Origin of the sequence: Campylobacter sp. RM9334 (genome assembly GCF_020138145.1) — a bacterium.
Lineage (GTDB): Bacteria > Campylobacterota > Campylobacteria > Campylobacterales > Campylobacteraceae > Campylobacter_E.
In genome coordinates, this window is record NZ_JACGAX010000001.1 from 41,457 (window position 1) to 67,048 (window position 25,592).

At 27.8% G+C, this 25,592-nt stretch carries 29 protein-coding genes; 5 read left to right on the top strand and 24 right to left on the bottom strand.

Annotated elements, in window-relative coordinates:
• Window positions 1-74: 74 nt before the first annotated feature.
• On the top strand, window positions 75-1,202 hold the full coding sequence (gene nhaA, locus AVBRAN9334_RS00220) for a Na+/H+ antiporter NhaA (protein ID WP_214116864.1): 1,128 nt from the start codon (window positions 75-77) through the stop codon (window positions 1,200-1,202).
• Between the two features lie 26 nt (window positions 1,203-1,228).
• On the opposite strand, the gene AVBRAN9334_RS00225 is transcribed toward nhaA, so the two are convergent.
• From AVBRAN9334_RS00225 to AVBRAN9334_RS00240, 4 genes are all read right to left on the bottom strand, one after another.
• Complete coding sequence (locus AVBRAN9334_RS00225) at window positions 1,229-2,431, bottom strand: sugar MFS transporter (RefSeq protein WP_336606698.1); 1,203 nt, start codon at window positions 2,429-2,431, stop codon at window positions 1,229-1,231.
• Window positions 2,432-2,524: 93 nt separating this feature from the next.
• Window positions 2,525-3,139: an ABC transporter ATP-binding protein gene (locus tag AVBRAN9334_RS00230; RefSeq protein ID WP_214149893.1), complete on the bottom strand. Its 615-nt coding sequence runs from the start codon at window positions 3,137-3,139 to the stop codon at window positions 2,525-2,527.
• The gene (locus tag AVBRAN9334_RS00235; RefSeq protein WP_336606699.1) at window positions 3,136-4,635 is read right to left on the bottom strand and encodes an ABC transporter permease; all 1,500 of its coding nucleotides are present in this window, start codon (window positions 4,633-4,635) and stop codon (window positions 3,136-3,138) included. Before AVBRAN9334_RS00235 ends, AVBRAN9334_RS00230 begins: the two co-directional genes overlap by 4 nt.
• Window positions 4,636-4,721: 86 nt before the next feature.
• A complete protein-coding gene (locus AVBRAN9334_RS00240; protein WP_214119796.1) occupies window positions 4,722-5,723 on the bottom strand; it encodes a Fe(3+) ABC transporter substrate-binding protein in 1,002 nt (333 codons plus the stop codon).
• 165 nt (window positions 5,724-5,888) lie between these two features.
• Between AVBRAN9334_RS00240 and AVBRAN9334_RS00245 the strand changes: the two genes are divergently transcribed.
• On the top strand, window positions 5,889-6,614 hold the full coding sequence (locus AVBRAN9334_RS00245; RefSeq protein WP_214116874.1) for a tetratricopeptide repeat protein: 726 nt from the start codon (window positions 5,889-5,891) through the stop codon (window positions 6,612-6,614).
• A 23-nt stretch (window positions 6,615-6,637) separates the two neighbouring features.
• On the opposite strand, the gene AVBRAN9334_RS00250 is transcribed toward AVBRAN9334_RS00245, so the two are convergent.
• Genes AVBRAN9334_RS00250 through AVBRAN9334_RS00260 form a run of 3 tightly spaced genes read right to left on the bottom strand, consistent with a single transcriptional unit; the run spans window position 6,638 to window position 9,934 of the window.
• Window positions 6,638-8,473 carry an aryl-sulfate sulfotransferase gene (locus AVBRAN9334_RS00250; protein ID WP_336606700.1) on the bottom strand — a complete coding sequence of 612 codons (1,836 nt, stop codon included), beginning with the start codon at window positions 8,471-8,473 and terminating at the stop codon, window positions 6,638-6,640.
• 28 nt (window positions 8,474-8,501) lie between these two features.
• Window positions 8,502-9,260: a protein-disulfide oxidoreductase DsbI gene (dsbI, locus tag AVBRAN9334_RS00255; protein WP_336606701.1), complete on the bottom strand. Its 759-nt coding sequence runs from the start codon at window positions 9,258-9,260 to the stop codon at window positions 8,502-8,504.
• Window positions 9,261-9,271: 11 nt separating this feature from the next.
• Window positions 9,272-9,934, bottom strand: coding sequence for a thiol:disulfide interchange protein DsbA/DsbL (locus AVBRAN9334_RS00260; RefSeq protein ID WP_336606702.1), 663 nt, complete (start codon window positions 9,932-9,934; stop codon window positions 9,272-9,274).
• Window positions 9,935-10,150: 216 nt separating this feature from the next.
• Here AVBRAN9334_RS00260 and AVBRAN9334_RS00265 point away from each other — a divergent pair, with 216 nt between their 5' ends.
• Together AVBRAN9334_RS00265 and AVBRAN9334_RS00270 are read left to right on the top strand one after the other, a co-directional pair.
• Window positions 10,151-11,041, top strand: a complete 891-nt coding sequence (locus tag AVBRAN9334_RS00265; RefSeq protein WP_336606703.1) for a DMT family transporter — start codon at window positions 10,151-10,153, stop codon at window positions 11,039-11,041.
• Window positions 11,038-11,541 (top strand): nucleosidase, encoded by a 504-nt coding sequence (locus AVBRAN9334_RS00270; protein WP_336606704.1) that lies wholly within the window; start codon window positions 11,038-11,040, stop codon window positions 11,539-11,541. Before AVBRAN9334_RS00265 ends, AVBRAN9334_RS00270 begins: the two co-directional genes overlap by 4 nt.
• 474 nt (window positions 11,542-12,015) lie before the next feature.
• Here AVBRAN9334_RS00270 and AVBRAN9334_RS00275 read toward each other — a convergent pair whose 3' ends face one another.
• The 17 genes from AVBRAN9334_RS00275 to AVBRAN9334_RS00355 form a co-directional block, all read right to left on the bottom strand.
• Complete coding sequence (locus AVBRAN9334_RS00275) at window positions 12,016-12,984, bottom strand: iron-sulfur cluster assembly scaffold protein (protein WP_214116889.1); 969 nt, start codon at window positions 12,982-12,984, stop codon at window positions 12,016-12,018.
• Window positions 12,984-14,180 carry a NifS family cysteine desulfurase gene (locus AVBRAN9334_RS00280; RefSeq protein WP_336606705.1) on the bottom strand — a complete coding sequence of 399 codons (1,197 nt, stop codon included), beginning with the start codon at window positions 14,178-14,180 and terminating at the stop codon, window positions 12,984-12,986. The genes AVBRAN9334_RS00275 and AVBRAN9334_RS00280 overlap by 1 nt, the downstream gene beginning before the upstream one ends.
• Window positions 14,181-14,274: 94 nt before the next feature.
• Window positions 14,275-15,519 (bottom strand): homoserine dehydrogenase, encoded by a 1,245-nt coding sequence (locus AVBRAN9334_RS00285; protein WP_214116893.1) that lies wholly within the window; start codon window positions 15,517-15,519, stop codon window positions 14,275-14,277.
• Window positions 15,519-16,313 (bottom strand): hypothetical protein, encoded by a 795-nt coding sequence (locus AVBRAN9334_RS00290; protein WP_214116895.1) that lies wholly within the window; start codon window positions 16,311-16,313, stop codon window positions 15,519-15,521. Before AVBRAN9334_RS00290 ends, AVBRAN9334_RS00285 begins: the two co-directional genes overlap by 1 nt.
• Entirely contained in the window at window positions 16,313-17,338 is a 1,026-nt protein-coding gene (locus AVBRAN9334_RS00295; protein WP_336606706.1) for a hypothetical protein, read from the bottom strand. The genes AVBRAN9334_RS00290 and AVBRAN9334_RS00295 overlap by 1 nt, the downstream gene beginning before the upstream one ends.
• The gene (locus tag AVBRAN9334_RS00300) at window positions 17,331-18,017 is read right to left on the bottom strand and encodes a TrmH family RNA methyltransferase (protein WP_214116899.1); all 687 of its coding nucleotides are present in this window, start codon (window positions 18,015-18,017) and stop codon (window positions 17,331-17,333) included. Before AVBRAN9334_RS00300 ends, AVBRAN9334_RS00295 begins: the two co-directional genes overlap by 8 nt.
• A complete protein-coding gene (gene rsmI / locus AVBRAN9334_RS00305) occupies window positions 18,014-18,826 on the bottom strand; it encodes a 16S rRNA (cytidine(1402)-2'-O)-methyltransferase (protein WP_214116901.1) in 813 nt (270 codons plus the stop codon). Before rsmI ends, AVBRAN9334_RS00300 begins: the two co-directional genes overlap by 4 nt.
• Entirely contained in the window at window positions 18,826-19,026 is a 201-nt protein-coding gene (gene rpmE, locus AVBRAN9334_RS00310; RefSeq protein WP_214116903.1) for a 50S ribosomal protein L31, read from the bottom strand. Before rpmE ends, rsmI begins: the two co-directional genes overlap by 1 nt.
• 57 nt (window positions 19,027-19,083) lie before the next feature.
• Window positions 19,084-19,743 (bottom strand): 16S rRNA (uracil(1498)-N(3))-methyltransferase, encoded by a 660-nt coding sequence (locus AVBRAN9334_RS00315; RefSeq protein WP_214116905.1) that lies wholly within the window; start codon window positions 19,741-19,743, stop codon window positions 19,084-19,086.
• Complete coding sequence (locus AVBRAN9334_RS00320) at window positions 19,727-20,116, bottom strand: hypothetical protein (RefSeq protein ID WP_214116907.1); 390 nt, start codon at window positions 20,114-20,116, stop codon at window positions 19,727-19,729. The genes AVBRAN9334_RS00315 and AVBRAN9334_RS00320 overlap by 17 nt, the downstream gene beginning before the upstream one ends.
• Before the next feature lie 12 nt (window positions 20,117-20,128).
• Window positions 20,129-20,515 carry a hypothetical protein gene (locus AVBRAN9334_RS00325; RefSeq protein ID WP_336606707.1) on the bottom strand — a complete coding sequence of 129 codons (387 nt, stop codon included), beginning with the start codon at window positions 20,513-20,515 and terminating at the stop codon, window positions 20,129-20,131.
• Entirely contained in the window at window positions 20,515-21,093 is a 579-nt protein-coding gene (locus AVBRAN9334_RS00330; RefSeq protein ID WP_214149885.1) for a 6-pyruvoyl trahydropterin synthase family protein, read from the bottom strand. The genes AVBRAN9334_RS00325 and AVBRAN9334_RS00330 overlap by 1 nt, the downstream gene beginning before the upstream one ends.
• Entirely contained in the window at window positions 21,090-21,821 is a 732-nt protein-coding gene (locus AVBRAN9334_RS00335) for a 7-carboxy-7-deazaguanine synthase QueE (protein WP_336606708.1), read from the bottom strand. The genes AVBRAN9334_RS00330 and AVBRAN9334_RS00335 overlap by 4 nt, the downstream gene beginning before the upstream one ends.
• Window positions 21,821-22,789: a GTP 3',8-cyclase MoaA gene (moaA, locus tag AVBRAN9334_RS00340; protein ID WP_214149883.1), complete on the bottom strand. Its 969-nt coding sequence runs from the start codon at window positions 22,787-22,789 to the stop codon at window positions 21,821-21,823. The genes AVBRAN9334_RS00335 and moaA overlap by 1 nt, the downstream gene beginning before the upstream one ends.
• A gap of 9 nt (window positions 22,790-22,798) precedes the next feature.
• Window positions 22,799-23,311, bottom strand: coding sequence for a helix-turn-helix domain-containing protein (locus AVBRAN9334_RS00345; protein ID WP_214116919.1), 513 nt, complete (start codon window positions 23,309-23,311; stop codon window positions 22,799-22,801).
• Window positions 23,301-23,789, bottom strand: a complete 489-nt coding sequence (locus AVBRAN9334_RS00350; protein ID WP_336606709.1) for a hypothetical protein — start codon at window positions 23,787-23,789, stop codon at window positions 23,301-23,303. Before AVBRAN9334_RS00350 ends, AVBRAN9334_RS00345 begins: the two co-directional genes overlap by 11 nt.
• The gene (locus AVBRAN9334_RS00355) at window positions 23,789-24,652 is read right to left on the bottom strand and encodes a UbiA-like polyprenyltransferase (protein WP_214116922.1); all 864 of its coding nucleotides are present in this window, start codon (window positions 24,650-24,652) and stop codon (window positions 23,789-23,791) included. The genes AVBRAN9334_RS00350 and AVBRAN9334_RS00355 overlap by 1 nt, the downstream gene beginning before the upstream one ends.
• 56 nt (window positions 24,653-24,708) lie before the next feature.
• On the opposite strand from AVBRAN9334_RS00355, the gene miaA reads away from it, so the two are divergent.
• Window positions 24,709-25,578: a tRNA (adenosine(37)-N6)-dimethylallyltransferase MiaA gene (gene miaA, locus AVBRAN9334_RS00360; protein WP_336606710.1), complete on the top strand. Its 870-nt coding sequence runs from the start codon at window positions 24,709-24,711 to the stop codon at window positions 25,576-25,578.
• The last annotated feature ends 14 nt before the right edge of the window (window positions 25,579-25,592 follow it).

Consider the following 25,592-nt stretch of genomic DNA (forward strand, 5'->3'; position numbering starts at 1 on the left):
AAAACCTTTACAATTCTTTAAATCAAGCATTTTTTACTAAGAATGTTTTATTTAATTTATTTAAAAGGAGAGAAATGTTATCAAAAATAAAAAACAACGAACTTTTACCTGCATTTTTATTATTATTTATGACATTTTTAGCAATATTTTTAAAAAATTCTTCATTTAGTGAATTTTACAATGCTTGTTTAGAAGCTAGAGCATCTATTAGCTTTTTAGATTATTCTTTAAGCAAACCATTGTTTTTATGGGTAAATGATGGATTGGTTGCTATATTTTTCTTTTGGATTGGACTTGAAGTAAAAAAAGAAATTCTATGCGGAGAACTAAATACAAATAGCAAAAGATTATTACCGCTTGCTGGTGCTTTAGGTGGAATTATGGTTCCTGCTTTAATATATTCTATATTTAATTTTTTTGATACTTATAGATTAAGTGGATTTGCAATTCCAACAGGAACTGATACAGCGTTTGCTATTGCTATTTTATTAATGCTAAAAAACTATGTTCCAAATAGTGTAAGAGTATTTTTATTAAGCCTTGCAATATTTGATGATATTGCTGCAATTATTATAATTGCGATATTTTATACAAATGACCTTTTATATATTTCTCTTGTTTTAGGCTCTATTGGTGTTGGGTTATTATTTATATTAAATATTTTCCATTGTACTTACAAAATGTTTTATTTAATAGTAGGTGCTTTTATTTGGGTTTGTGTTTTAGAAAGTGGGGTTCATACTACTTTAGCTGGAATGCTTTGTGCATTTTTTATCCCTTTACATACTAAAGACAATAAAGAATTTTTAGAGCAAATTATGCACGATTTAACCCCTTATGTAAATTATGCAATATTGCCTATATTTGCTTTATTTAATGCTGGGGTATTGCTTGAGTTTAATTTAGACAATTTAAATAGTGTATTTTTTGGAATATTTTTTGGTTTATTTATTGGAAAGCAATTAGGAGTATTTAGTTTTTGCTTACTTGCTAATAAACTAGGTGCAACATTACCATCTAGCAAAAAGATTTTATACGGAGCTAGTATATTAACAGGAATTGGCTTTACAATGAGCTTTTTTATAAATACATTAGTTTTTGAAGGAAATGAAGCAATTTTTAATAGTGCAAAATTAGCAGTTTTAAGTGCTAGTTGTTGTTCTGCTGTGCTTGGATTTTTATGGTTAAGATTTAAGATTTGAATTCAGAAAAATCTGAATTCAAATTCTTATTTGCATTTATAGCCTTTAACTGCAAAGAATAAAATATATAAATAGCAAATCGCAGGAATAATGAAAGATATATGTAAATTAACAATATCAGCAAGTATTCCTTGAATAGGAGGGATAATAGCTCCACCAACGATTGCTATACAAATAATTCCTGAAGCTTGAGAAGTGCAGCGACCAAGTCCATTTGTAGCAAGTGAAAAAATAGTTGGAAACATAATAGAGTTAAAAAATCCAACACCTAAAACTGCGTAAGCGCCCAATTCTCCACCAATTAAAATAGCACACAATAAAAGCGTCATAGCAATAACTGCATTGAATGCTAAACAATAAGCAGGTTTAATATAATTCATTATATAACTTCCAATAAAGCGACCTACCATAGCTCCACCCCAATAATAAGCTATCATACTAGCACCTTCTACTTGAGTGATATTTAAAATAGGCATTAAATAAAGAATTAAAAATGAGCCGATAGCAACTTCAGCACCAACATAGCAAAAAATCCCAATAGCACCTAAAACCAAGTGTTTATATTGCCAAGCACTTGTTCTTGTATCGTGTGCGTTTTCGCTGATTTCTTCTGCTGTAATTCTTACATCAGGTAATTTTATGAAAAACTTCACAAAAATTCCTAAAACAATTAGTGCAACTGCAATTCCTAAATAAGGTAATTGAACTGAGCTTATTTTTTCTTCTAAGCTTAAATTTGTAGTTGAACTTAAGATAAATAAGCTACCAAAAAATGGTCCAACGGTTGTTCCAAGTGAATTAAATGCTTGAACTAAAGCTAAATTTCTTGCTTCTTTACCACTAGGTGATAATAAAGTAACGAACGGATTTCCTGTAACTTGAAGTAACACTACCCCACTAGCTAAAACAAATAAAGCACCTAAAAATATAGCATAACTATGAGTTCCTGCTGCAGGATAGAATAAAATAGCACCTAATGTGGCTAATAAAAATCCACCTACAACACCATTTTGATAGCCAATTTTTTGAATTAGCTTACCAAAAAATGCAGAAGTTATAAAATACGCTCCAAAAAAGCAAAATTGAACTAAAGATGATTGAAAATAAGTTAATTCAAAAAGTTCTTTAAGATGTGGGATTAAAATATCGTTTAAAACGGTTAAAAAGCCCATCATAAAAAATAACGCTGTTAAAATAACAAGCGAAAATGAGTTGTTTTGCGTTCTCATAATAATCCTTTGATTAATTTTAAAAAGCTCATTTTAAAATAATTTTTAACATTTTTAATAACTTTTTGTAAAAAAATTCAAAAAGTGTGTAGTTTATACACATTTTAATGTTAAAACCGAAGATTTAAAAGCATTCACATCAGCTAAATCGTGAGTTACCATAATGCAAGTTAGATTTAAATTATTCAAAAAATCCAAAACAAATGTCCTAACACTAGAGCGTAAATTAGCATCTAATGCACAAAAAGGCTCATCTAAAAGCAATAATTTAGGCTTTTGAGCAATACACCTTGCAAGTGCAACGCGTTGTTGTTGACCACCGCTTAAAGTCTTAGGATAAGAATTAAAAAGATTTTTTATATCTAAAGAATTTAAAATATCTAAGGCAATTTGTTTTTTATCTTTATCTTTTATACCAAACATAACATTTTCTAATACATTTAAATGAGGGAATAAAGCATAATCTTGGAATAAAAATCCTATATTTCTTTTATAAGCTGGAATTTTGCTAATATTTTCATTATCTAAAAAGATTTCTCCTTGTTTTAGCTCGTTAAATCCTGCAATTAGCTTTAAAATTGTGCTTTTACCACTGCCACTTTCTCCTAGTATGGCTAATTTTTCTCCTTGTTTTAGACTAAAGCTAAGATTTGTAAAAAGTGGCTTTTCGTATCCAAAACTCACATTTTTAAACTCAAAATAATTCATTTTCTTTCCTTAATCAAATTAAATATAACTAATAATATAAAGCAAGTTAATACAACCACAAGTGCAGGAGCACTAACCATAGCAAGCTGCTCATCACTTGCATATCTATCCATCTCAAACGAAAGGGTTTTAAAATCACTCGTAGCAAGCAAACTTGCTAAAGGCAATTCTTTAATCACTTCAATAAAAATCAATATAAATGAACTAAGCAAACTAGGGATTATCAAAACAAACTCAATCTTAAAAAAGCCTTTAAAAGGATTTATCCCCAAGCTATGCCTTGCATTAGTTAGTGAGCTAGGCAGTCTATTAAGCCCTGAATTAATTGAATTAAAACCTAATGATAAAAATCTAACAACATAAGCAAATATCAAAATCACAGGACTTAAAGTTAAAAATAAACTCTTATTAATTCCTAAGTAAGAATAAAAAGAAGCCAAACTTCTATCTATAAAAATAAACATAACAAGCATACAAACAGCTACAACAGAACCAGGAATACTATAGCCCATATTTGCTAAAGAGCTTATTATTAATTTTGATTTATTGTTTTTAAAGCGTTGATTTGCTGCTAAAAATAAAGCAATTATCAAAATAATCACACTAGAAACTACACTTAAAAAAAAGCTATTTTTACTAAGTGCAAATAAATTAGCATAATCAACATCAAAATAACTTCTCTTAAACCATATTAAAATGTGAATAACAGGCAAAATAAAGCTAATAAATAAAATTATAAAAAACAAGCTAAGCACAATTATTTCGGCTTTTTTGCTAAGTTTTGTCCTTGTTAATGCGTATTGTTTTGAGCCTAATTCATAAGGTCTTTGAGTGATTTTCTCAATAAATAAGATAAAAAATACTATTAATAATAAAATCACAGCTAATTTAATAGCAGCATTTAAATCCCCATATCCAATCCAAGCTTTGTAAATACCTGTGCTAAATACATGCAGACCATAATAATTCGGCGCTCCATAAGCATTAAGTGTCTCCATAGCACACAAACTTGCACCAGCTACAATAACAGGTCTTGATAAAGGCAAAATGACTTTAAAAAATATCTCAAATTCATTTTTACCTAGACTTCTTGCACTATAAATTAAACTAGAAGCAAATCTAGCTAAAAATCCCCTTGTAAGTATGTAAGTATAAGGAAAAAACGATATTGAAAATACAAAAATAACTCCATAAATATTCATCATATCAAAATGGATTTTAATATTAAATGTATCCCTTAAAAATATATTAAACCAAGAAAAATAAGAGAAAAAATCAGCATAAACATAGGCAAACAAATAGCTAGGAATTGCAAAAGGTAAAACCAAGCAAAACTTAAAAAATTTCCTAAATCTAAACTCATAAAAACTCTCAAAATAAGCTAAGAACACCCCAATAATCGTAGAAAAAATCAGGGTAAATAGCACAATAATTCCTGTATTTTTTAGATATTCTACTAAGTAGCTATCAAATAACACAGCCGTATTTTCTTTCATCGGCTGTGTTATAAAAAATATAATATAAAAAATAGGAATTAATATTATAAATAATATCAAATAAGCTAAAAAATCGCTTAATCTTCTCACTTCCATAAAGCCTTATCAGCTACTACTTGAGCGGTTTCAAGATTTTTTGCTATTTCGTTAAAATCAATTTCACTTGCTTTAAACTCACCCCATGATTTAACCACATCAGCAGGACTTGCTTCGCTATTTACTGGGAATTCATAATTTGTTTGAGCTAAAATCTCTTGAGCTTCTTTACTTACTAAAAACTCCATTAAAGCGGTTGCTTCTTTTACATTTTTAGCATATTTTGTAATACCTGCTCCACTTATATTTATATGCGTTCCACCATCGTTTTGATTTGGGAAGAATATTTTAAGATTTTTAAATACTTCTTGTTCAATTGGATCTTTTGATACAGACATTCTACCTAGATAATAGCTATTCATAATAGCAATTGCCCCTGTGCCACTTACAATTGCTTTTGCTTGGTCTCTATCATTGCCTTTTGGCTCTCTTGCAAAATTAGCAACTAATTTTTTAGCCCAATCTTGAGTTTGGTTAAGCCCATCTTTTGCTATCATAAATGCGATTAAATGGCGGTTATATGAAGCTGTTGAAGAGCGAGTTAAAACCTTACCCTTAAACTTCTCATCAGCTAATGCTTCATAAGTGCTAAGGTCTTTTTCACTAATTTGTTTTGGGTCATACACAAATACTCTAGCTCTATAGGTTACTCCTGCCCAAGTTTTGTCTTTATCACTAAATTTTGCAGGAACTTTTTCATCAACTATTTTTGATGAGTAAGGTTGTAATAAGCCTTTTGATTTTGCTTTGTATAAATCCCCAGCTCCAACTGTCATAAACAAATCAGCTTGAGTATCTTTGCCTTCTTGCTCTAATTTAGTTATAAGTGGGTCAATTTTATCCTGAACTAAATTAACCTTGATACCTGTTTTTGCTGTAAATGCGTCAAATACGATTTTATCCGAATCATAATGCCTTGAAGTATAGACATTCACCACACCATTTGCCAAAAGCACACTACTTGCTAGAATTGTTAAAGCTAACTTTTTCAATTTTTCTCCTTAAATAATATTTTAAAGTATTGAAATATTAGCAAGAAATTTATAACAATTATTATTTTTATTTTTAAATAAATTAAAAATTACTATCAATAATACTAAATTGCTAAATGATATTTAATTATAATAAAATAAGACACTTGAAAAAAAGGAGAAAAAATGAAAAAAATATTATTAATCGCATTAATTAGCGTGATTGCTTTTTCGCAAGATTATTATAAAGAAGCTTTAAAATATCACAAATGCTTAGGCGTTGAATGTGATTTAGAAAAAGCAAAAGAACTATACATAATCTCTTGTAATGAAAAATCATATAAAGCTTGTAATAATTTAGCAACTATTTATAATGAAGAAAACAATCCAGATAGCTTACAAAAGGCTGAATATTATTATAAATTATCTTGTGAGTATAATAACAATGATGGAATTTCTTGTGGGAATTTAGGTATATTTTATTCTAATACTTTAAAAGATGATATTAAAGCAGAACCATATTTATTTAAAGGTTGTAAAGCAAATATAAAAGATGCTTGTATGCAATTAGCTTTTGTGTATATAAATACAAATACTAACTTAGATAGAACCGCTAAAATATTTGAACATTATTGCAAGTTAAATGACCAAAATTCTTGCTTTAATTTAGGGCAATTATATTTATATAATGATAAGATGAAAAACGAAAAATTAGGTTTTGAAAATCATTTAAAAGCTTGTAATATGGATAATGCGATTTCTTGTAAAAATATAGCTATTTTGTATGTAAAACATAATAATTTATTTAAAGCGTTTAAATATTTTAAAAAATCTTGCGGCTTAGGAGAGCAAGAAGATTGCAAAAAAGCCTTAGGTATTGTTATATATTTTATTAAGAATTTAAAGAACTAGAAATGATTCTAGTTCTTTTTTACTTATTTACTAAGTGCTTTGCCTAAATCAAACGGCCACGCTTGATAGCCTGTTGTATCTTTTAATTGGATTTCAACGCTAGGAGTGGTTGAGCCATATTTAAATTCCATAATGTATGGATTTGGTGCTGAAGTGAATGCTCCATTTGCTAAATCAAAATTAGCCCCCGCAGTAGCCGAATATGCAAAAATTGAGTTTTTATCTGCATTATATTGAGCTAGAGAAGTTACAGGGCTATACCATTCATGACCTCTTTGTTTGCCGTATTCCCAAACTTGTTCAACGCTCATTTTTTTCTCATCTATTTTATAAACAACTGCACGAGAGTATTTATCAGTTGGAAACGCAGGTTGTTCCATACCACGACTATCTCCGTTATCAAATACGGTTATATAAGTAACACCTTTTTTACTTAATTCATGAATTCTATAAGCTGTGTGTTGAGTCCAAGTGAAGTCAAATCCACCTTCAGGATTTTCATATCCTGGACATTTACTATATTCATCATCACACTCAATTTTTTTACCTTTATTATCTACAGGTTGTAATAAGTATTTTTTAAACTCATCTTTCCAACCTTTGTGAGCACCTAAAATCCACTTGATTTTTTTATCACGACCAATTTTTACAACCGCATTTTGATGGCGAGATGAAATGATAATACTATCATCACTTGGATCATAACTAACACTATTTACATGAGCCCAGTTGCGACCTGCTCCAGTTCCAACAATATCTCCAAACTTATCACTACTATCAAGTTTTGCTAATTCTTCAGCACTTAAAGTTTGACCTGCTTTATTTGCATCAATATTTAAACATACTGCACCTTGGTCAAGAACTTTTAATGCTATATCTCTATATGGGTCAAGTATTTCGTATAATCTCCAATCATCAACCACATTACCATCTCTATCAATTTCTACGATAACATCTCTTACCGTTCTTACATTTTTACCATCAGGGCGAAGTGTATTTGCACTAGCAACTCTTAAAAAATAATTTCCATTAGCTGCAACATCAAGTTGGTGTGAATAGTCAATATAGTTTGCAGGTAAGCGACGATTGAAAATCTCTCTTCCCATTATGTCATATTTTGCATATCTTTGACCATATCCCCAAACTAAAGCACCATCAGTATCTTGTTTAAAGCCCATCATAACACCAGCCATAGTTGAGCTATCAAGGTCATAAATTGGAGTAGCTAACATATACCATCTAACTTCTCCTGTTGTATCAATGATAAAGTTTTGTGGATAGTAATTCCATTCTAATGCCCCACCTGTTGGGTTATTCCATACTACTTTAGTTCCTGCTCCACTTTTTTCTTCAATATTATTTACAAAATAAAGTCTATCTTTAAATTCTGGGTCAACTTTACTTACTTTAGCTTCACTAAATAATGCAGCTTTTTGAAATTTAATTCCACTAGCTTCTACATAAATAGCACTAGCATACATTTCATAAACTTCGTTTTCTACTCTTTCTTTTTTGCCATTTGCTTCTTTTGTATAGCTAACCTTAACTGTATTGTAATAATTAGGATATAGTCCAAAAACTGGAATTCCGCCGTGAGTTAATAAAAATTTATTAGCAACATTATATTTTAAAGGAACTCCGTTTTCCTTAGGAACAATTTCAACGCTAACATCGCTTAATTTATAACCACCATTTTTAATAACTGCAGTAAGGGGAGCGATTTTATAAGGGTTCATTACTAATTCACCGATTTTGCCTTGTTTGTGATAATCAGTCTTAGCACCACTAGCACCACCTATAGCATAAGCACTTGTTGAAAGAATTGCAGCCGCTGCAAATAAACTCAATACCTTTTTCATTTTAATCTCCTTTAAAAAATTAATATATTCAAATTCCAGCTGCCATTGAAGCAATTTTTGCTGCTTTAATAGCATTTCCACTAAAAAATAAAATCAAAGTAATAGCTATTACAATAATAGCACCAATTTTTGCACATTTGCAAGGTTTTGATATAAAACCTATAAACATTGCTAAAAGTGCAATAAAACAACATACAAAGCATAATAAACATGCAATTGCCATATTCATAAAATGTAAACTAGGTATTAAATACCAACCTTGCGAATAAAATCCATCTTCAAAATCACCCGCTTCAGTTCCTACAAAAAATTGCTGAAAAGAACTTAAAGTAGCATAAGCATCTTCAGGCACGATAGGATTATCAAGACCACATTCTCCAGTAGGTAAAAACCAGCCTGGTGCTAATTCGTGTAAAGGCAATGCAAAAGGATATATTGGAATTTCTCTACAACCTTGCACTCCACCAAAAGCATTTGCATTATGCACTGCTTCGTGAATTTCATTTAAAGTTATACAAAATCCAAAACCTATTAAACAACCATAAAAACCTAAAGTATATCCAATAATTCTAGTTAGTTGATGTGGATAAATAGCTGCTATTATGCCACCTATTGCCATTACTATCATTGCATATCTAATATATACGCATTGTTCGCAAGGCTGCATATATAAATAATCTTGAAAGAAATAATGTGCTACACAAGTAAGACCTAGTGTAACAATAACCATTAATATCCATAAAAGCCTACCTTCTTGTAGGCTTGTTAATTTATTAAGAAGCTTCATAGCAAAACTCCTTACATACTAAGTAATTCTTTAATAACCTCAACTAAAGCTTCAGGTGAGCCAATTTTTGAAATATTTACTTCATATTTCCCATTAACTACAAAACCTGGAGTTCCGAAATTCTTTGAAATAGGATCAGCGATTTCATAAGAAGCAATGATTTCTTGAGCCTTAGGAGTAGCCAAAAACTCATCTAATTTTGCTTTATCAATTCCTAAAGCTTTTAGACCTGTTTCATAAAATTTATCTGGCTCAGCACCATTTCCCCATCTTTGATTTTTCTTAAAATAAGCTGAAAAATAAGCATCACTTACTTTATGATGTAAGCTATGTGCGTCAGCAACTTTTCTTCCTGCTTTTTCATCTTCATTTTGCGCATAAGCTAAAACTTCAGCAGCTTGTTTGCCATAATCTCCCATAGTTTTTACTAATAAATATCCAACTTTTACATTAGGAAATGCAACTTGGATTTTTTCCATAGTTTTTGCTTTATGATGTGAATAACAATGTGTGCATCTATAAGACCATATTTCATAAACTGAATTTTGAGCATTTGGAATAGGAGTGCTTAATGTAATATATTCATTACCTTCGCTTAAAGCAAATAAATTACCCCCCCCCATTAGCATAGTAGCTAAAACCAATGAACTTGAAACTTTTTTAAAGATTTTCATCTTTATCCTCCTTAAATTAAAATTATATTTTTATTTTAATTATTTAGTTTTAAAATAAACTGAAAAATTATTTTAAATTCTAATAATAATTATTATATAAATTATAATTTTTATTTAAATTTATGGTATTTTAAGCATTTTTTAAAATAAATTAATTAATTATAAAAATTAAGAAAATAAAGCAATAATTAAACTATAATTACTTAAAGGATTAATATGAATAAAAATTATGGGGTAATTTTAGTTTTTTTAGGTGGAATTTGCTGGGGATTTAGTGGTGTTTGTGGAGAATTTATATTCTTAAAAAAAGGCTTAAATGCTGATTTTTTAGTGCCATTAAGATTATTATTTGCTGGAATATTAATGCTTTTATTTTGTTTAGTAAGAAAAATCAAAATTAATTTTTTAATTTTTAAAAACACAAAGCACCTATTTACATTATTAATATTTTCATTTTTCGGCATTTTTATGTGTCAATATACATACTTTTACGGAATTGAATTAAGCAATGCTGCAATTGCTACCGTAATTCAATATACAGCTCCTGTTTTTATAGTGCTAATCGTATGTTTTGAACAAAAAAGATTTCCTAACATATATGAAATTCTAGCTTTAATTTGTGTATTATGTGGAGCTTTTTTGCTATCAACTAATGGTGATTTTAATAAATTTGTAATCTCTACTAAGGCTTTAATTATATGCTTTTTATCATCAATTGGAGCAGTTTGCTATGCAATTATTCCTAGAAAAATTAATATGATTTATTCTCCTTTGCCTAATTTAGGTTTTGCTATGATTATTGCAGGAATTGCTTTTTGTGTATATCAAAAGATTTGGGAATTTGAAGTGCAAATTGATTTAGAATTAATACTTGCTATGTTAGGAGTAATTGTAGTTGGAACTACTATGGCTTTTGGTTTTTTTATGGTTGGTTTGCAAGAAATAGGAGCAAGTAAAGCTAGTTTAATATCATCAAACGAACCATTAGCTGCTGCAATTATTGGATATTTATGGTTAGGGACAAGCTTATTAATCGTTCAAATAATTGGATTTGCTTTAATTATGATTGGTATTTTAATAACAATGTTAAAAAAGGAAAAATCTTGAAAAAATTATTAATTCTTATGAGTTTAATCTCTTTTACTTATGCACAAGATTGCAGTGCTTATTTTAATAGTCAGCAATTACAAATGGATAGAAAAATAGAAGAGCTAGACGAAGCAAAACAAGCATTAGAAAGCTATAAAGCTGCTTTTTTAGCTATTCAAAAAGAAAAAGAAGAAAAAAACTTAGCAATGTTAGAAGAGATAAAAAAAGAACAAGATAAATTAGATGAAATTAGAAACAATAATGCAAAAATTTTAGCCGAAATTAGACAATTAAAAAATGAAATTACAGAAACTAAAATGAGTAAGGTATCAAATGCTTATGCTAAGATGAAAGATGCAGCGGCGGCGGCTATTTTAGAAACAATGGATGAAAAAGAAGTTATAAAAATATTTTTAAGTCTTGAAGCTAAAAAAATATCATCAATACTAGCAAAAATGACCCCAGCAAAAGCAGGAGAATTAACAAGATTATTAAGTGAAAATAAATTACAAAATTAATCTATTTTCTTATAAATTCGGTTTATCTAATATTTTTGTTTAATAATTAAATATGATATTAGATTTAGTCTATAGGTTTTAATTAAGATTATTTTTAGAAATTAATTTAAAACTTCGTTATATTAGAGCTATAAGAAGTTTTTATAAAATATATTTTTTAAGTTTATTTAGTTAAAACCTTAAATTACTTTCAATGCTAATTTAATTTCGTGTGTTTTATGAAGTTTTATAAAAATTATATGTGTTATTCTAAGTAATTTTATATATTAGTTTTTATACTTTTAAAAGTTATTTAAAGTCCCATATATAAAACTTTAATCTATTTTATAATCAAGTAAATTTTTAAAAAATTGCTACTTATATGCAATATATCTACTTCTTAAAATACTTGATTTTAAATTCTTTAGCAATATTATGAGTGATATATAATAAGAAAAATTAAAATAGGAAATAAAAATATTTCCTATTTTTTAATCACACTGGAATTACTCTAATGTTTGGACTAAGATTTTCTTGAAGAATATTTTCAATAGCATATAATGTCCCAGTGCTTCCACTAGAACAGCCACTACATGCGCCTAGATATCTAATATATAAATCACACATTCCATCGCTACTTTTTTGAATATCAATTACTTCTAAATCTCCACCATCCATATGTAGCATTGGGCGAATTTCAGTATCTAATAATTCTTCAACTGCTTTAATTTGTTTTACAACGGTTAAATCATCAAAATTATCACTTAAATTAGCTTTTTTCAAGCGTTCTTTATCCATTTCAGCTCTAGTTTCAGCCAATATATCAACCAAATAATACTCTCTTTTTTCATGACCACCAGGTCTTACACAAGATTTGCAAAAGCCACCTGCTTTAGTATATTGAGTAATTTGCTCAACTGATTTTAAATCATTTAATTTTATTACTTCTTTAATAGTTTTTAGGCTTACTCTAGCACATTCACAAACTATAATCTCATCTTCAAAATCTTCAGGGTTAATACCTTTATATTGAGCTGCTGCAGCTTTTATAACATCATACGCCATTACACTGCAGTGCATTTTTTGAGGTGGAACTGCAGGAGTATCAGGATTATCACGCATTGCAAATTCCACATCTATATTTGTAATTTTTACAGCTTCATCAACACTTTTACCTATACAAAGTCCTGCCATTGTATCACTACTAGCAATTGCAGTCCCACAGCCAAAGCTTTTAAATTTTGCGTCCTTAATAATATTAGTAGCTTCATCTACTAACCAATAAAGCCTAACAGCATCGCCACAACTTTCAGCTCCAAAATCTGCAACTATTAATCTTGTATTAGTAGCTTTTGCGTCTTCTTCTGTAAGCTCACCCATATGAATTGGATTATTCATTAAATCTTGAACCTTTTGTGAATATTCATCCCAAATTGAACCACTTATTAAATTATTTTTTGCCATTATTTATCCTTTTTAAGCCAGCTTGGAGAATAAGCGTAAGTGCTAGAAATTGCTCTTAAACGCTTAGCTGCTGCTTTAATTTGTTCTGCTGCGTAATCAATTTCACTTTCTGTATTAAAACGACTAAGACTTAATCTTAAAGCCGTATGAGCTAAATCAGCTTCAGCTCCTATTGCTTCCATAATAGGATTACTCTCAAGAGTTTCAGAAGCACAAGCACTTCCTGTACTTGCTGCAATTCCAGCCTTATTTAAATCCCATAGCATCGCTTCACCTTCAACACCCTTAATACTTGCTAAAATAGTATTAGGAACTCTATTTGCCCTAATTCCTACTACACTAACATCAGGAATTGTTAAAATCTCATCTTCTAATTTATCTCTTAATCTTCTTATATGAGAGTTTTCGTAATCAAGCATTAAATTAGCAAGTCTTAATGCTTCTGCCATTCCAACTATTCCAGCTACATTTAATGTCCCACTTCTACGACCACCCATATGCTCTCCGCCGTGAAGTAATGAAGTAAGTTTTAAACCTTGTTTTATATAAAGACCACCAACGCCTTTTGGCCCGTGGAATTTGTGTGCTGAAAATGACGCAAAATCAACTCCTGCACTTCTAAAATCAACTTTTATTTTACCAACTGCTTGGGTTGCATCAGTGTGAAATAAAGCTCCATGCTCATGTGCAACTTGAGCTAATTCTTTAATAGGGAAAATCATTCCTGTTTCATTATTTGCCCACATAACATTCACAAGTGCTGTTTTATCGCTTATCATTGCTTTTAAATCATCAACATTGCAAGTGCCTTCGCTATTTACAGGTAAAGTTTTAACCTTAACACCTAATCTAGCTTCTAAAAAAGCACAGGCTGCACCAACTGCTGGGTGTTCAACTCCACTTATAATGATTTCGTTTTTATCTTTATTTAAAATCTCATCAAAATAAATTCCTTTTAAAACCCAGTTTATGCTTTCAGTAGCACAAGATGTAATAATCACATCATCTAAATCACTCGCTCCTAATCCGCTATATAATTTATTTAAAGCATCATTTAATGCTTTATGAGTAGCTTGACCATAGCGATGAAGTGAATTTGGATTACCATATATATTTTCTAAATACGGCTTCATTAATTCAAAAACGCTTGGGTCTATCATAGTAGTAGCGTTATTGTCTAAATAAATTTCTTTCATAACCTTTCCTTTTCCTAAAGCTTTTTTATCCATTTTTTAAAATGGGATAAAAATTATCTTTTATAAATAATATTCCAAATTATTAAATGAATTACTATTCTTCTATTCTTATTAAATTAATTTCATCTTTTACAAATTCTTGAACTTGTAATTCTTGCAATAATTTATTGATTTTTGCTTCATTTGCAAGATGAGTTGTAATAAAAATCGTTCTTGATTGATTTTTTGATGGGCGTTGCATTAGACTATCTATGCTAATTTCATTATTGCTCATTAAACTTGTAATTTTATTTAAAACACCTATCTTATCATCTACACTTAATCTTAAATAATATTTAGAAGTTATATCGCAAGTTGATACTAAAGATACCACTGGTAATTCATTATATCCTAGCATTTTACGAGTTTTATTATCAGCTATTTGCATTAAATCGCTTAAAACAGCACTAGCAGTCTCAAGACTTCCTGCACCTGCTCCATAATACAAACTCTCCCCTAAAGCATTATCATTAAGTAAAATAGCATTCATAGAATTATTTACACTAGCTAAGATATGATTTTTATCTATTAATGTTGGATGAACTCTAATTTCTACCTTATCATTATTTTGTTTTGCAATTGCTAAAAGCTTAATTCCAAATTCAAATTCTTTAGCAAAATAAAAATCATCATTACTAATCTTATCAATTCCTTGAACCAAAATATCTTCAGGTTTTATATTAACTCCATAAGCAAGACTTGCTAAAATGGTTAGTTTATGTGCTGCGTCCATTCCGTTAATATCTAATGTAGGATCAGCTTCTGCATAGCCTAATTCTTGAGCTTGTTTTAAAGCTATTTCATAACTTAAGCCTTCATTTTGCATTTTTGTAAGAATGTAATTTGAAGTGCCGTTTAATATACCTTTAATACAATTAAATTTATTCGCACTTAAACCTTCTTTGATAATTTTAATAATAGGCACACCACCAGCAACACTTGCTTCATAGCCAAAATATTGATTAGGCTTTAGCATATTTTCAATATCATAACGATAATAAGCAAGTAAAGCTTTATTAGCTGTTATTACATGTTTTCCTTTTTCAAGAGCTTTTTTAATGCACTCATAAGCAAATGTAGTCCCACCCATTAATTCACAAACTACATCACAATCGCTATTTAAAATATCTTCAAAATTACTTGTTTGAGTATAAGGACAATTTGCCTTATGCTCTCTTGTATAAACTAAAGAAATTTCTAATTTTTTGCCTAGTCTTTTTTGAATTAATTCAGAATTTGTTTTGATTAATTTTGCTACACCACTAGCAACCGTTCCATACCCTAATAAAGCTATTTTCATTACATTCCCTTTATATTTAATCCTAATCTAATATTTTCTAGCGTAAAAGCATCTCCTACTATCATATAAGCACACATTTTAGGAACTGCTACATTTAGTTCTTTAAAATTATTTTCACTTTTATAAGTTGAAATAAGATTTAAATTCTTATCTAAAAATTCAATCTTTGGATACCAAATATTATTTAAATTTCTATCAATTACGAGCTTGGAAATATTATTCACTTTTATAAAATACGCATCAAGTGGTTTAGTAAGCTCTAATAAATCGCCTTTATTTAATTCAAAATCAGCTTGTATATTTGCTCTACTAAAATCAAGTTCATAACTAAATTCATTCTGATTTCTTCTAGCGTCTATTATATATACTCCTGTCTTTTTTAAAGCTTCGTATAAAGCACCTGGGTCTATACTAAATTTTGAATTAATCGTAAAAGCAACACTAATTTCATCATTATTTTTTACATATTCACTAACTAAATAATAATTAATTCCTATTTGCTCATAAGCTTTTGTAATAGCCTTTAAAAATATCCCTGCTTTTGCCTTTGCGCTAAATTTAATTTGCATATTTGTAGCGTTTGAATAAGCATAAGTTAATAAAGAATTCATTTTTAAAACTTGAGTAATTGCTTTAATATTTGGCATATTTCCTTGCATATAAGACCCACTAGGAAATAATAATCTAAGCTTTGCATCTTTGCTATCGTCATTTACTAATTTTGAAGCTATTTCATAAGAAGAAGTAGCATAAGAAAAACTAGCTAATACAAATAAACATATTAATTTTTTCATTATTTTGCCTTATCTAATTTTGTATATTCTTTTTGACTTAAAAAAGTAACTTTTCCATCTTTAAATAAAATATATCTAGCATCATTTGTGGTAGGTAATTCTATCTTAGAACCATCTAATTCAAGGGTGAATAAGTTATTACCAACAAAAATTAAAGAGTCTTGAGTAAAACTAGCACTTTTTACTATCATATAATTTTTAGTTTCTTTTGTTTTTAAATTCTTAACACTAACCCAAACCTTAGAATTTGGACTTAATAATAATTTATTATCTTTTTTAATCTCTACTTTAGGCTCTATAATCTCTGCTTTTTCTTCTTTAATTTCATTAGATTTTACTTCTTGAACTTTAACTTCTTGAGTTTTAATCTCTTGTGGTTTTATTTCAGGAATAAGCTCTACTTGTGCTGGAATTTGAATTGTTTCTTCTTTTGTATTTATCTTACTTTCTTCTAAATTTTCAGGCTTTTTATCTTCTTTTACTTCTTCAAGCTTTTTTTCTACTAAAGGAGTAGCTGGTTTTATTTCTTCTTTTACTTCTTTAATAGGTTCTATTTGAGTTTTGGTTTGTGTAGAATTTTCTTGCTGATTTACTTGCAATTCTTCTATTGGTTTTTCTTGAGTTGTGGTATTTTCTATTACTTCTTGAGAATTTTCATCATAATAATTAAAATAATAAAAAACCCCAGCTATTACAATAATAGTAGCTAAACTAAGATATATAAAATAAGCTAAATTACTATTTGATTCCTTATCAGAGTTATAACCCATTACTTTAGGTTTTACTTTTAAAGAATTTTTTTTGTCCTTAAAATGATTGTTTTTATATTCATTATATTCATTTAACCATTCGCTAAAATCAATATTATATTCACGCTCTAAAATCTTTATATTCATTGCAATATTAACACTACTTAAATTCTCATAATCTTTATTAATTATTGCTTTAATTCTAGCTTCATCTAAGTGAGTTTTTAAAGCTATTTCTTTAACAGAAAAACTTTTTAAATAATCTACTTCATTCATTTATCATCCTATCGCCTAAAATAGCAAAAGCATTACTAACATTTAGGCTATCAAAATTATTTTTCATAGTAATTTTTACTTCTTCATTACAAGATTTAATAATCTTAGAACTAAGTCCATTACCTTCGCTACCCATAACTAAAACCGATTTTGTAGCATATTTTATTTTATTATGCTCTTTAGCGTTTTCTGAATTATTTGCAGCATAAAAGCTAAAACCAACTTGCTTAAATTCATTAACCAAGCTTAAAATATCCTTAGTAAATGCTAATTTTAATTCAAGTAAAGCACCAGCACTAGAACGCATAACTGCTTCTATATTAATATTATTTCCTGAATGAATAATCCCATCAAACCCTAAAGCATAAGCACTTCTAGCAATTGAACCTATATTCCCAACATCGCTTAATTCGTGCAATAAAACAATTTTTTCAAATTTTTTAAACTCATTTATATTTGCTAATTCGTATTCGCTAACTTTTGCTAAATAGCCTTGATGATTTCCACCCTTTGCCATTGCTTGAGCTTTAATAAAATCTAACTTATGGATTTTTTTGCCTAATTTTGTAATTTGTCTAAAGCTATCTTTATCTAAATCTTTTGCTAAATATATTTCTTCTATTTTTTCAGGATGTTTTGTAATATAGTGCATTAGCACTTGTTTGCCGTAAATTATCATTTTTCACTCTTTAATAAATTTTCATAATTTTGTTTTGGGCTAAGCCCATTTAATTTACTCAATAATTTCGCTTTATCTTTTAAACTTATATTAAGATTTAAAATATCTTGAGAATTTATATTAGAATTTGAAATAGAATTTTCATTATTTATAACCACTACCCATTCGCCTTTTAAATTCTCATTTTTTAAAATATTTGCTAGATTTTTAGCAGTATCTTTATAGGTTTTTTCATACATTTTTGATATTTCTTTAATTAAAAATAATTCTTTATCTTCATCAATTTTTGCAATATCTAATACTAAATCCAAAATCCTTGTAGGAGCTTCATATATAATAGTAGGATAGCTTTGATTTAGAGCATTTTCTATTTGAGCTTGACGATTTTTTTTGATATTTAAAAATCCTAAAAATATAAATTCCTTATCAGAAAACCCACTTGCAACAAGTGCAGTAATAGCAGCATTTGCACCAGGCAAAACACTATATTTTATATCATTTTCTTGAGCATATTTTACTAATGAAATTCCAGGATCGCTTATGCAAGGCATACCTGCATCACTCAAATAAGCTATATTTTTAGAAAAATCAATTTTAGAAAAATCAAAATCTTTTTCATTGTGTGAATGTAGTGATATGAAATTATTTATATTAAATTCTATATTATATTTACTACTTAATAAATTAAGTAAAGCCTTACAAACTCGCACATCTTCACAAAAAATTAACTCGCAAACTTGTAAGACTTCTAAAGCACGATATGAAATATCGCCTAGATTTCCTATTGGTGTAGGAACAAAATAAAGCATTATTGCATTGAATATTTTTTCTTAAACTTCTCAACTCTACCTGCAGCATCTACGATTTTTTCACTTCCTGTGAAAAATGGATGACAACTTGAGCATATATCTACTCTTAATTCTTCTTTATTTGATTTAGTTACAAAAGTATTTCCACAAGCACAAGTTACAGTGCATTTTTTATAATCTGGATGAATGTCTTTTTTCATAATATTTTCCTTTTTGGCATAAATAAAGCTGTGATTGTATCTTAAATTACATTAAATCTACATTAAAATTTTTGAACTTATGCTTATAATGGCTGTTTTTGCTTTTAAAATATTTGTAATTTTTAGACCTTGAGTTTTAAATAAATTCCTTTCTTTTTCACTAAAACCACCTTCAGGGCCAATTACATATAAACAATCTTTATTAAACTCGCATAAATCATTTTTATTAAAATCAATTAAAACAAAATCATTATAAAGTTTTTTAAGTTCGGCTAAATTATTTAAAATTGTGATTTTTAAAATATCAGCCCTAGCACATTGTGAGCTTGAATTATGCAAAATCTTTTCAAGTTTAGCTAATTTTTTATCATCAAATTTATAAGATTTTTGAGAAAAATCTGTATAAACTAAAAATAATTCTTCTAATCCTAATTCATTTAAATAAGGTGCAATTTCAAAAATACTATCAATTTCTATCATAGCAAGTGCAATTTTTACACCACTTTTATTTGCTTTAAATTCACATTGTTCTAGCATTTTTAAAATGATTTTATTTCTTTGCATAAATATTATTTCATATTTATACAAAAACCCATCTAATCTACTGATATTTACTATATTTCCTATTTGTTCTCGTCTAGCTTTAAAATGAGATACTAATTCACTATCTAAAACAATTTCTTCACTACCTGCTAAATCATTAAAATAGTAAAACATTGTTAAATCCTGCAATTAAAATAGCAAATAATTTTATTAGCTCTAAAAATAAACTTAATTTTTTAAATTTTAAATATTCTTTGCTTTTTCTATATTTTTTAAATTTAATAAATTGAAATATAGAAATTCCTAAAATTAAAATAACAGCAAATAGCATTAAAAATCTAAAATCATTAAAGCCTTTCATAGCTTCAATAATAATGCCTGTAAAAAACACACAAACAATTATCGTATAATAAGCAGGCAAAAGCACTCTGATTCTAAAAATATATTTATGAATGTCCTTTAAATATTGTGAAAAAACAAAATATAAAAGTTCTAAAATTATTAAAATATATACAAAAAACAAATGCACACTTATAAAATCACTCATTAAAAACTCCGATTAAAATAATAAAGAATTTGTAACACCAGCAAATATGATTAAAAATATTTTTAATATCTCAAAAACAATACTGAATAATTTAAAATTAAAGCTTTTTTTTGCTTTTTTTATCTTATTAAAAATTACAAGCTGTCTAATGCTAAGATAAAAAATCAAAATCCAACTTAAAAATAAAAAAATCTTAAAATTAAAAAATGCCTTAGTAGCTTCAATAAACATACCACTTAATAACACCAAAACTAAGGCTATAATTTGTATTGGACTAATAATTGAAATTCTTGAAATAAATTTATTAATATCCTTACAACATTGAGAAATAAACAAATAAGAAAATTCTAAAGCTACCAAGCAATACACAAAAAACATATGAATGCCAATAATACTCATTAAACTTCCTTTGGATTTATAAAAATCTCATTATTTTTAATTTTTTCAAATAAATTTATATCACTAAAATCTTCTAAAATTGCCTTAGAAAAAGTTATTTCATTTAAATTAATTCTAGGCTCATCATTATAAAAAGCATCATCGTATTCACATTCAGCCCAGCCTGTTCTAGTCTCATTTAGTCTGATTTTATCTACTCTTACATTCTCATCATTATGCATTTTTGAATTTTGTAAAATCTTAGAAATTAATATAAAAAACACTATGCTAAGATTTTCGGCACTGATATTACAAGGTAGTTCAACCCACCTAGCTGAATGCTTTTTAATATCATTTACATACTCTAAATCATCGTATTTATAAATACAAGTGCTATGGTCAAACGCATCTATTATTTGCTTAATATTTCCTTTTAAAAGCCCGAAATCATAAACCATTCCCGCTTTATCAAGAGTATTTGCATATAAAATTAATTCTAATTTATAAGAATGTCCGTGAATGCTAGTTTTACATCTTTTTGAACTACAAAACCTAACTATATGAGCATTTTCAAACTCAAATAATTTACCTATTCTCATACACCCTCCAAATCATCATAAATTCTAATATGTATCCTATCTGTATAATTAAAGCCATTTTTAATAGCAAATTCTAAAACGCTCTTAGCATTCGCTCTTAATTCATCATTAGTAGCACCCTTTGGCATTAGATAAAAATTAGCGTCTTTATAAGCATTTCTTAATTCAAATAATTCTTGATTATCTTCTAAATCCGCTTTATCTAAAACGATTTTAAAAAATGCTTGTTTTGATAGCTTTAAAATTGAATTAATTGCTTCATAATTTATTCTTTTTTCCTTTGGCATTTTGCTATTTGCAAGTTTTACTCCCATTGCAAAATAACAATTTTTATAAAAATCGTATTCTTTTAAACAAATACTAGCATTAGTCTCAAACTGCACTAAATATTCATTTTTTACCAAATATTCTAAAAGCTCTATAAATTTAGGATGTTCTTGATGAATTAAAGGCTCTCCACCAGTAATTACTATCATAGGCTTATAGCTAAATGAGTTTAATTTATTGATTATATTTTCTAATTTAAATTCCTTATACTCATCACTAAATTCATTAGTATAAACAGCTCTTAAAGTATCGCAACCAATTAATGTTTTATTATTTTTGCTCTTAACAACTCCAAATCCATAGCAAGAGAAATTGCACCCTGCAAAACGGATAAAATAAGCAAGCCTTCCTGCAAATATCCCTTCGCCTTGAATACTTAAAAATTCTTCAACTAATTTCATCATCCACCCGTTTGTGAAAACGACCTAGCAGAGCTTTTATTATCTTCTTCGCTCCATTTATTTTTCTCAGGTTTGTTTTCTAAAACCGTATTTAAAATCTCTAAAGCCTTATTAATATCTTTATTTCTTAAAGCCTTTTTAATACTCATAGCTTCATCAAAATAAAGACAAGGTATCAAAAATCCTTCCGCACTAAGTCTTAAACGATTGCAGCTATCACAAAAATCGTGCTTGTGTGGATTAATCACACCAAACACATAATCTAACTCATCAATTTTATATAAACTAGCAGGAGAATTTGGCTCTTTCTCAAGTGCATTTATGCTAAATCTTTGCTTGATTTTATCTAGTATTTCAGCTTCTCTTAATCCACATAATTGTCCGTAAGCGTGTTCGTTTTCCATAAATTCAATAAATCTTATTTGAATATTTTTTTCTTTGCAAAACATAATCAAATCAATTAATTCATCTTCATTAATACCCTTTAAGGGAACGCAATTAATCTTTACTTTTAACCCTACTTTTAAGGCTTCTTCTATACCTTCTAAAACTTCTTTTAAAATATCTTTTTGAGAGATTAATTTTGCTCTTTGTGGCACTAAAGTATCAAGAGATACATTTATTCTTACAAGTCCTGCTGCTTTTAATTTTGCCGCTTGTTCTTTTAATAAAAATCCATTAGTTGTAAGTGCTAAATCCAAATCGCTCTTATAATCAATTAGCATTTTTATGAATTTATCTAAATCAGCTCTTACAAGTGGTTCTCCACCAGTTAAACGGATTTTATCTACACCCTTATCCATACATAATTTTGCAAATAAAAATAATTCTTCATAGCTTAATAAATTTTCTTTAGGAACCCAATTAAAAGGAACTTTTGGCATACAATAAAGACAACGGAAATTACATCTTTGAGTAAGTGAAATTCTTAAATAATTTATCCTTCTTCCATACGAATCAATTAACATTTTTAGTCCTTATAAGCTTTTTAAAATAATATTAATTGCTTGTGGGCTTTTGTTTAGAAGTAATGCTATTTCTTCTACACTTTTACCATCTCCAAAAAGTTTTAAAATCTGCATTCTTTCAGCGTCTTCATTAGGACTTAGCCTAGTGATTGGCTCGTTTGCAAGTTCTAAATTTGCAATTCTACTATCTTGGTTTTTTGTAACTTCTTGAATACTTTCTTGAATAATACCTAAATCACTATTTAGCTCATTAATTCTTTCATCAATAATTGAATGTATTAAAAACTCACAATTTTGCATAATATTATCATTAAAATCATTTTGTTTAGCGTTATTTATCTCTGCTAGTTTTAATTTTTCTACATCTTTTTCAAGTCTATGAATAGATTTATAATTCTCATCAATAGCCTTTAAAACCCCATCTAATTTATCATTTAAATCTCTAAAACTAAGTCTTACATAAACAAATAATAAAACTATAAAAATTATAAATACAATATAAATTAATAAATCAATCCCCATTTTTTTCCTTTTTAATATTAATTAAATTCCTTTGAATATCAGCTACAAATAAATTAAGCCCTTCTGTATCATATCTTTTAATTTGAGTGATTTTAAAAGTATACTCATCAATTGCACTAACAAAACAAGATATAGTTCTATCAACTAAAACAAGCCTTGCGTAATATGTTTGATTAGGTTTTAAACTATCTTCAACACGAATATATTCATAATTTATTGAATTTGAAAAGGTGCTATTATCTAATTTTATAAATTCATCTTTTTTAAGATTTTTAATTTCTAATAAATCTTTTTTAATATCACAAAGCATTTCAAAAAACAATTTATCTTCAGGATACATATCCATTTTACTAGCTCTGTGCCTATAATCTTGTAAAGATTTATGATAATTAATAGCATTATATTCTTGTAAAAATCTATCTTCTAATTCTTCACATTCTTGATAATCAATTCTAAATCTTGCTTCATACATAATCATTAGCCAACCTTTAAATCTATTATAAAAAATATCAAAAACACTATGCTAACAATAGCATTTATATCAAAAAAAGCTCTTTCTATTTTTTCTGTATTTTTTCTCACTATAAAATGCTCTATTATTAATAAAATTCCTACTATTATCAATCCTAAAAATCCATAAAATCCAGCATTTACACTAACTAAAAAAACAAACCAAAACAAAAATGCAATCAAATGAAAAATCGCAGCTATAAATAAAGTAGCCGTTTTACCAAAACAAGATGGTATAGAAAATAAATTATTTGCTTTATCAAATTCTAAATCTTGCAAAGCATACAAACAATCAAACCCAGCAGTCCAAAAACAAACCGCAAAACATAAAGCAATAGAATAAGCACTAATAGAATTTGTAAGCACAATTTCACCTGCTACACAAGCAAATCCTAAAGATAAGCCTAAAATAATATGAGCCAAATAAGAAAATCTCTTAAATAAAGAATAAGAACCAAGTAAAGCTAAGGCAAAAAAGCTAAGATAAAAGCAAGTAGTATTTATAAAATACGCTAAAAGCACGAAAATTACAGCATTTGCGATTATAAATAAAAGCAAATTCCCACGCCCTACTCTACCATCTACACTAGGACGATTTTTTGTCCTTTCGTTTAATATATCAATATCAGCATCAAGTAATCTATTAAGTGCCATTGCGTAATTTCTAGCACAAACAGCACAAAAAATAGCTAAGATAAAATTAAGCCAAATTGATGATAGGCTTAATTCATATAATTTTATAGCGCTAAGCATTGAAATAATTAAGAAAGGTAAAGCAAAAATACTATGCTTAAATACGATTAATTCTAAAATGTTTTTTAATTTATTCATAACTCTTCCGTTTTTAATCTAGTTTATAATATTTTAATTAAGATTTAAGGATAAAGATGAAAAAAATTGCTCTCATAGGAACAACTGCAAGTGGCAAAACAAACCTAGCTCATAAACTTGCTAAAACTTCAAATTCTATAATTTTAAGCCTTGATAGTTTATGTCTTTATAAAGAATTAAATATTATAAATGCCAAGCCAGATAATCAAATGCTAGAAGAGATTAAATACTTTGGAATAAATCTAATTAGCGTAAATGAAAATTATAATGTAGGGCTTTATTTTGATGAATACAAAAAGGCTTTAGAATTTGCAAAAAATAATGAAAAAAATCTAATCATAACAGGTGGAAGTGGATTTTATCTAAAAGCAATGCTTGATGGATTAAGCCCTAAAATTAATGATATTAATCATAATTTAAGCCTTGATGAAATCTATAATCTAATGCTAAAAATTGATAAAAACTCAAACATATCAGCAAATGATACTTATAGGCTAAATAAATGGTATAGCATTTATAAAAGCACAAATGAAATTCCTAGCCTTTGGCTAAAAGCAAATACTCAAAAAGCACTTATTAAAGAGCTTAAAATATACGATATTTTATGGGATAAAGATATTTTAAACGAAAGAATTAGGCTAAGGACTAAACAAATGCTTAGCTTAAATGCTTATGATGAAGTTATAAATTTATATAAGATTTATGGTGATACAAAAGCATTAAATTCTATTGGAGCTAAAGAAATAATTGATTGTTTTAATCAAAAAATATCTAAAGACGAATTAGAAGATTTAATCACAATTCATACAAGACAACTAGCAAAAAGACAAAGGACTTTTAATAAAAAATTTAATGCAAAAGTTTTTAATATAAAAAGCGAAGAAGATTTGCAAAACGCATACGAAAGTATTTTAAGCTCACTTTAATAAAAATATTTTTA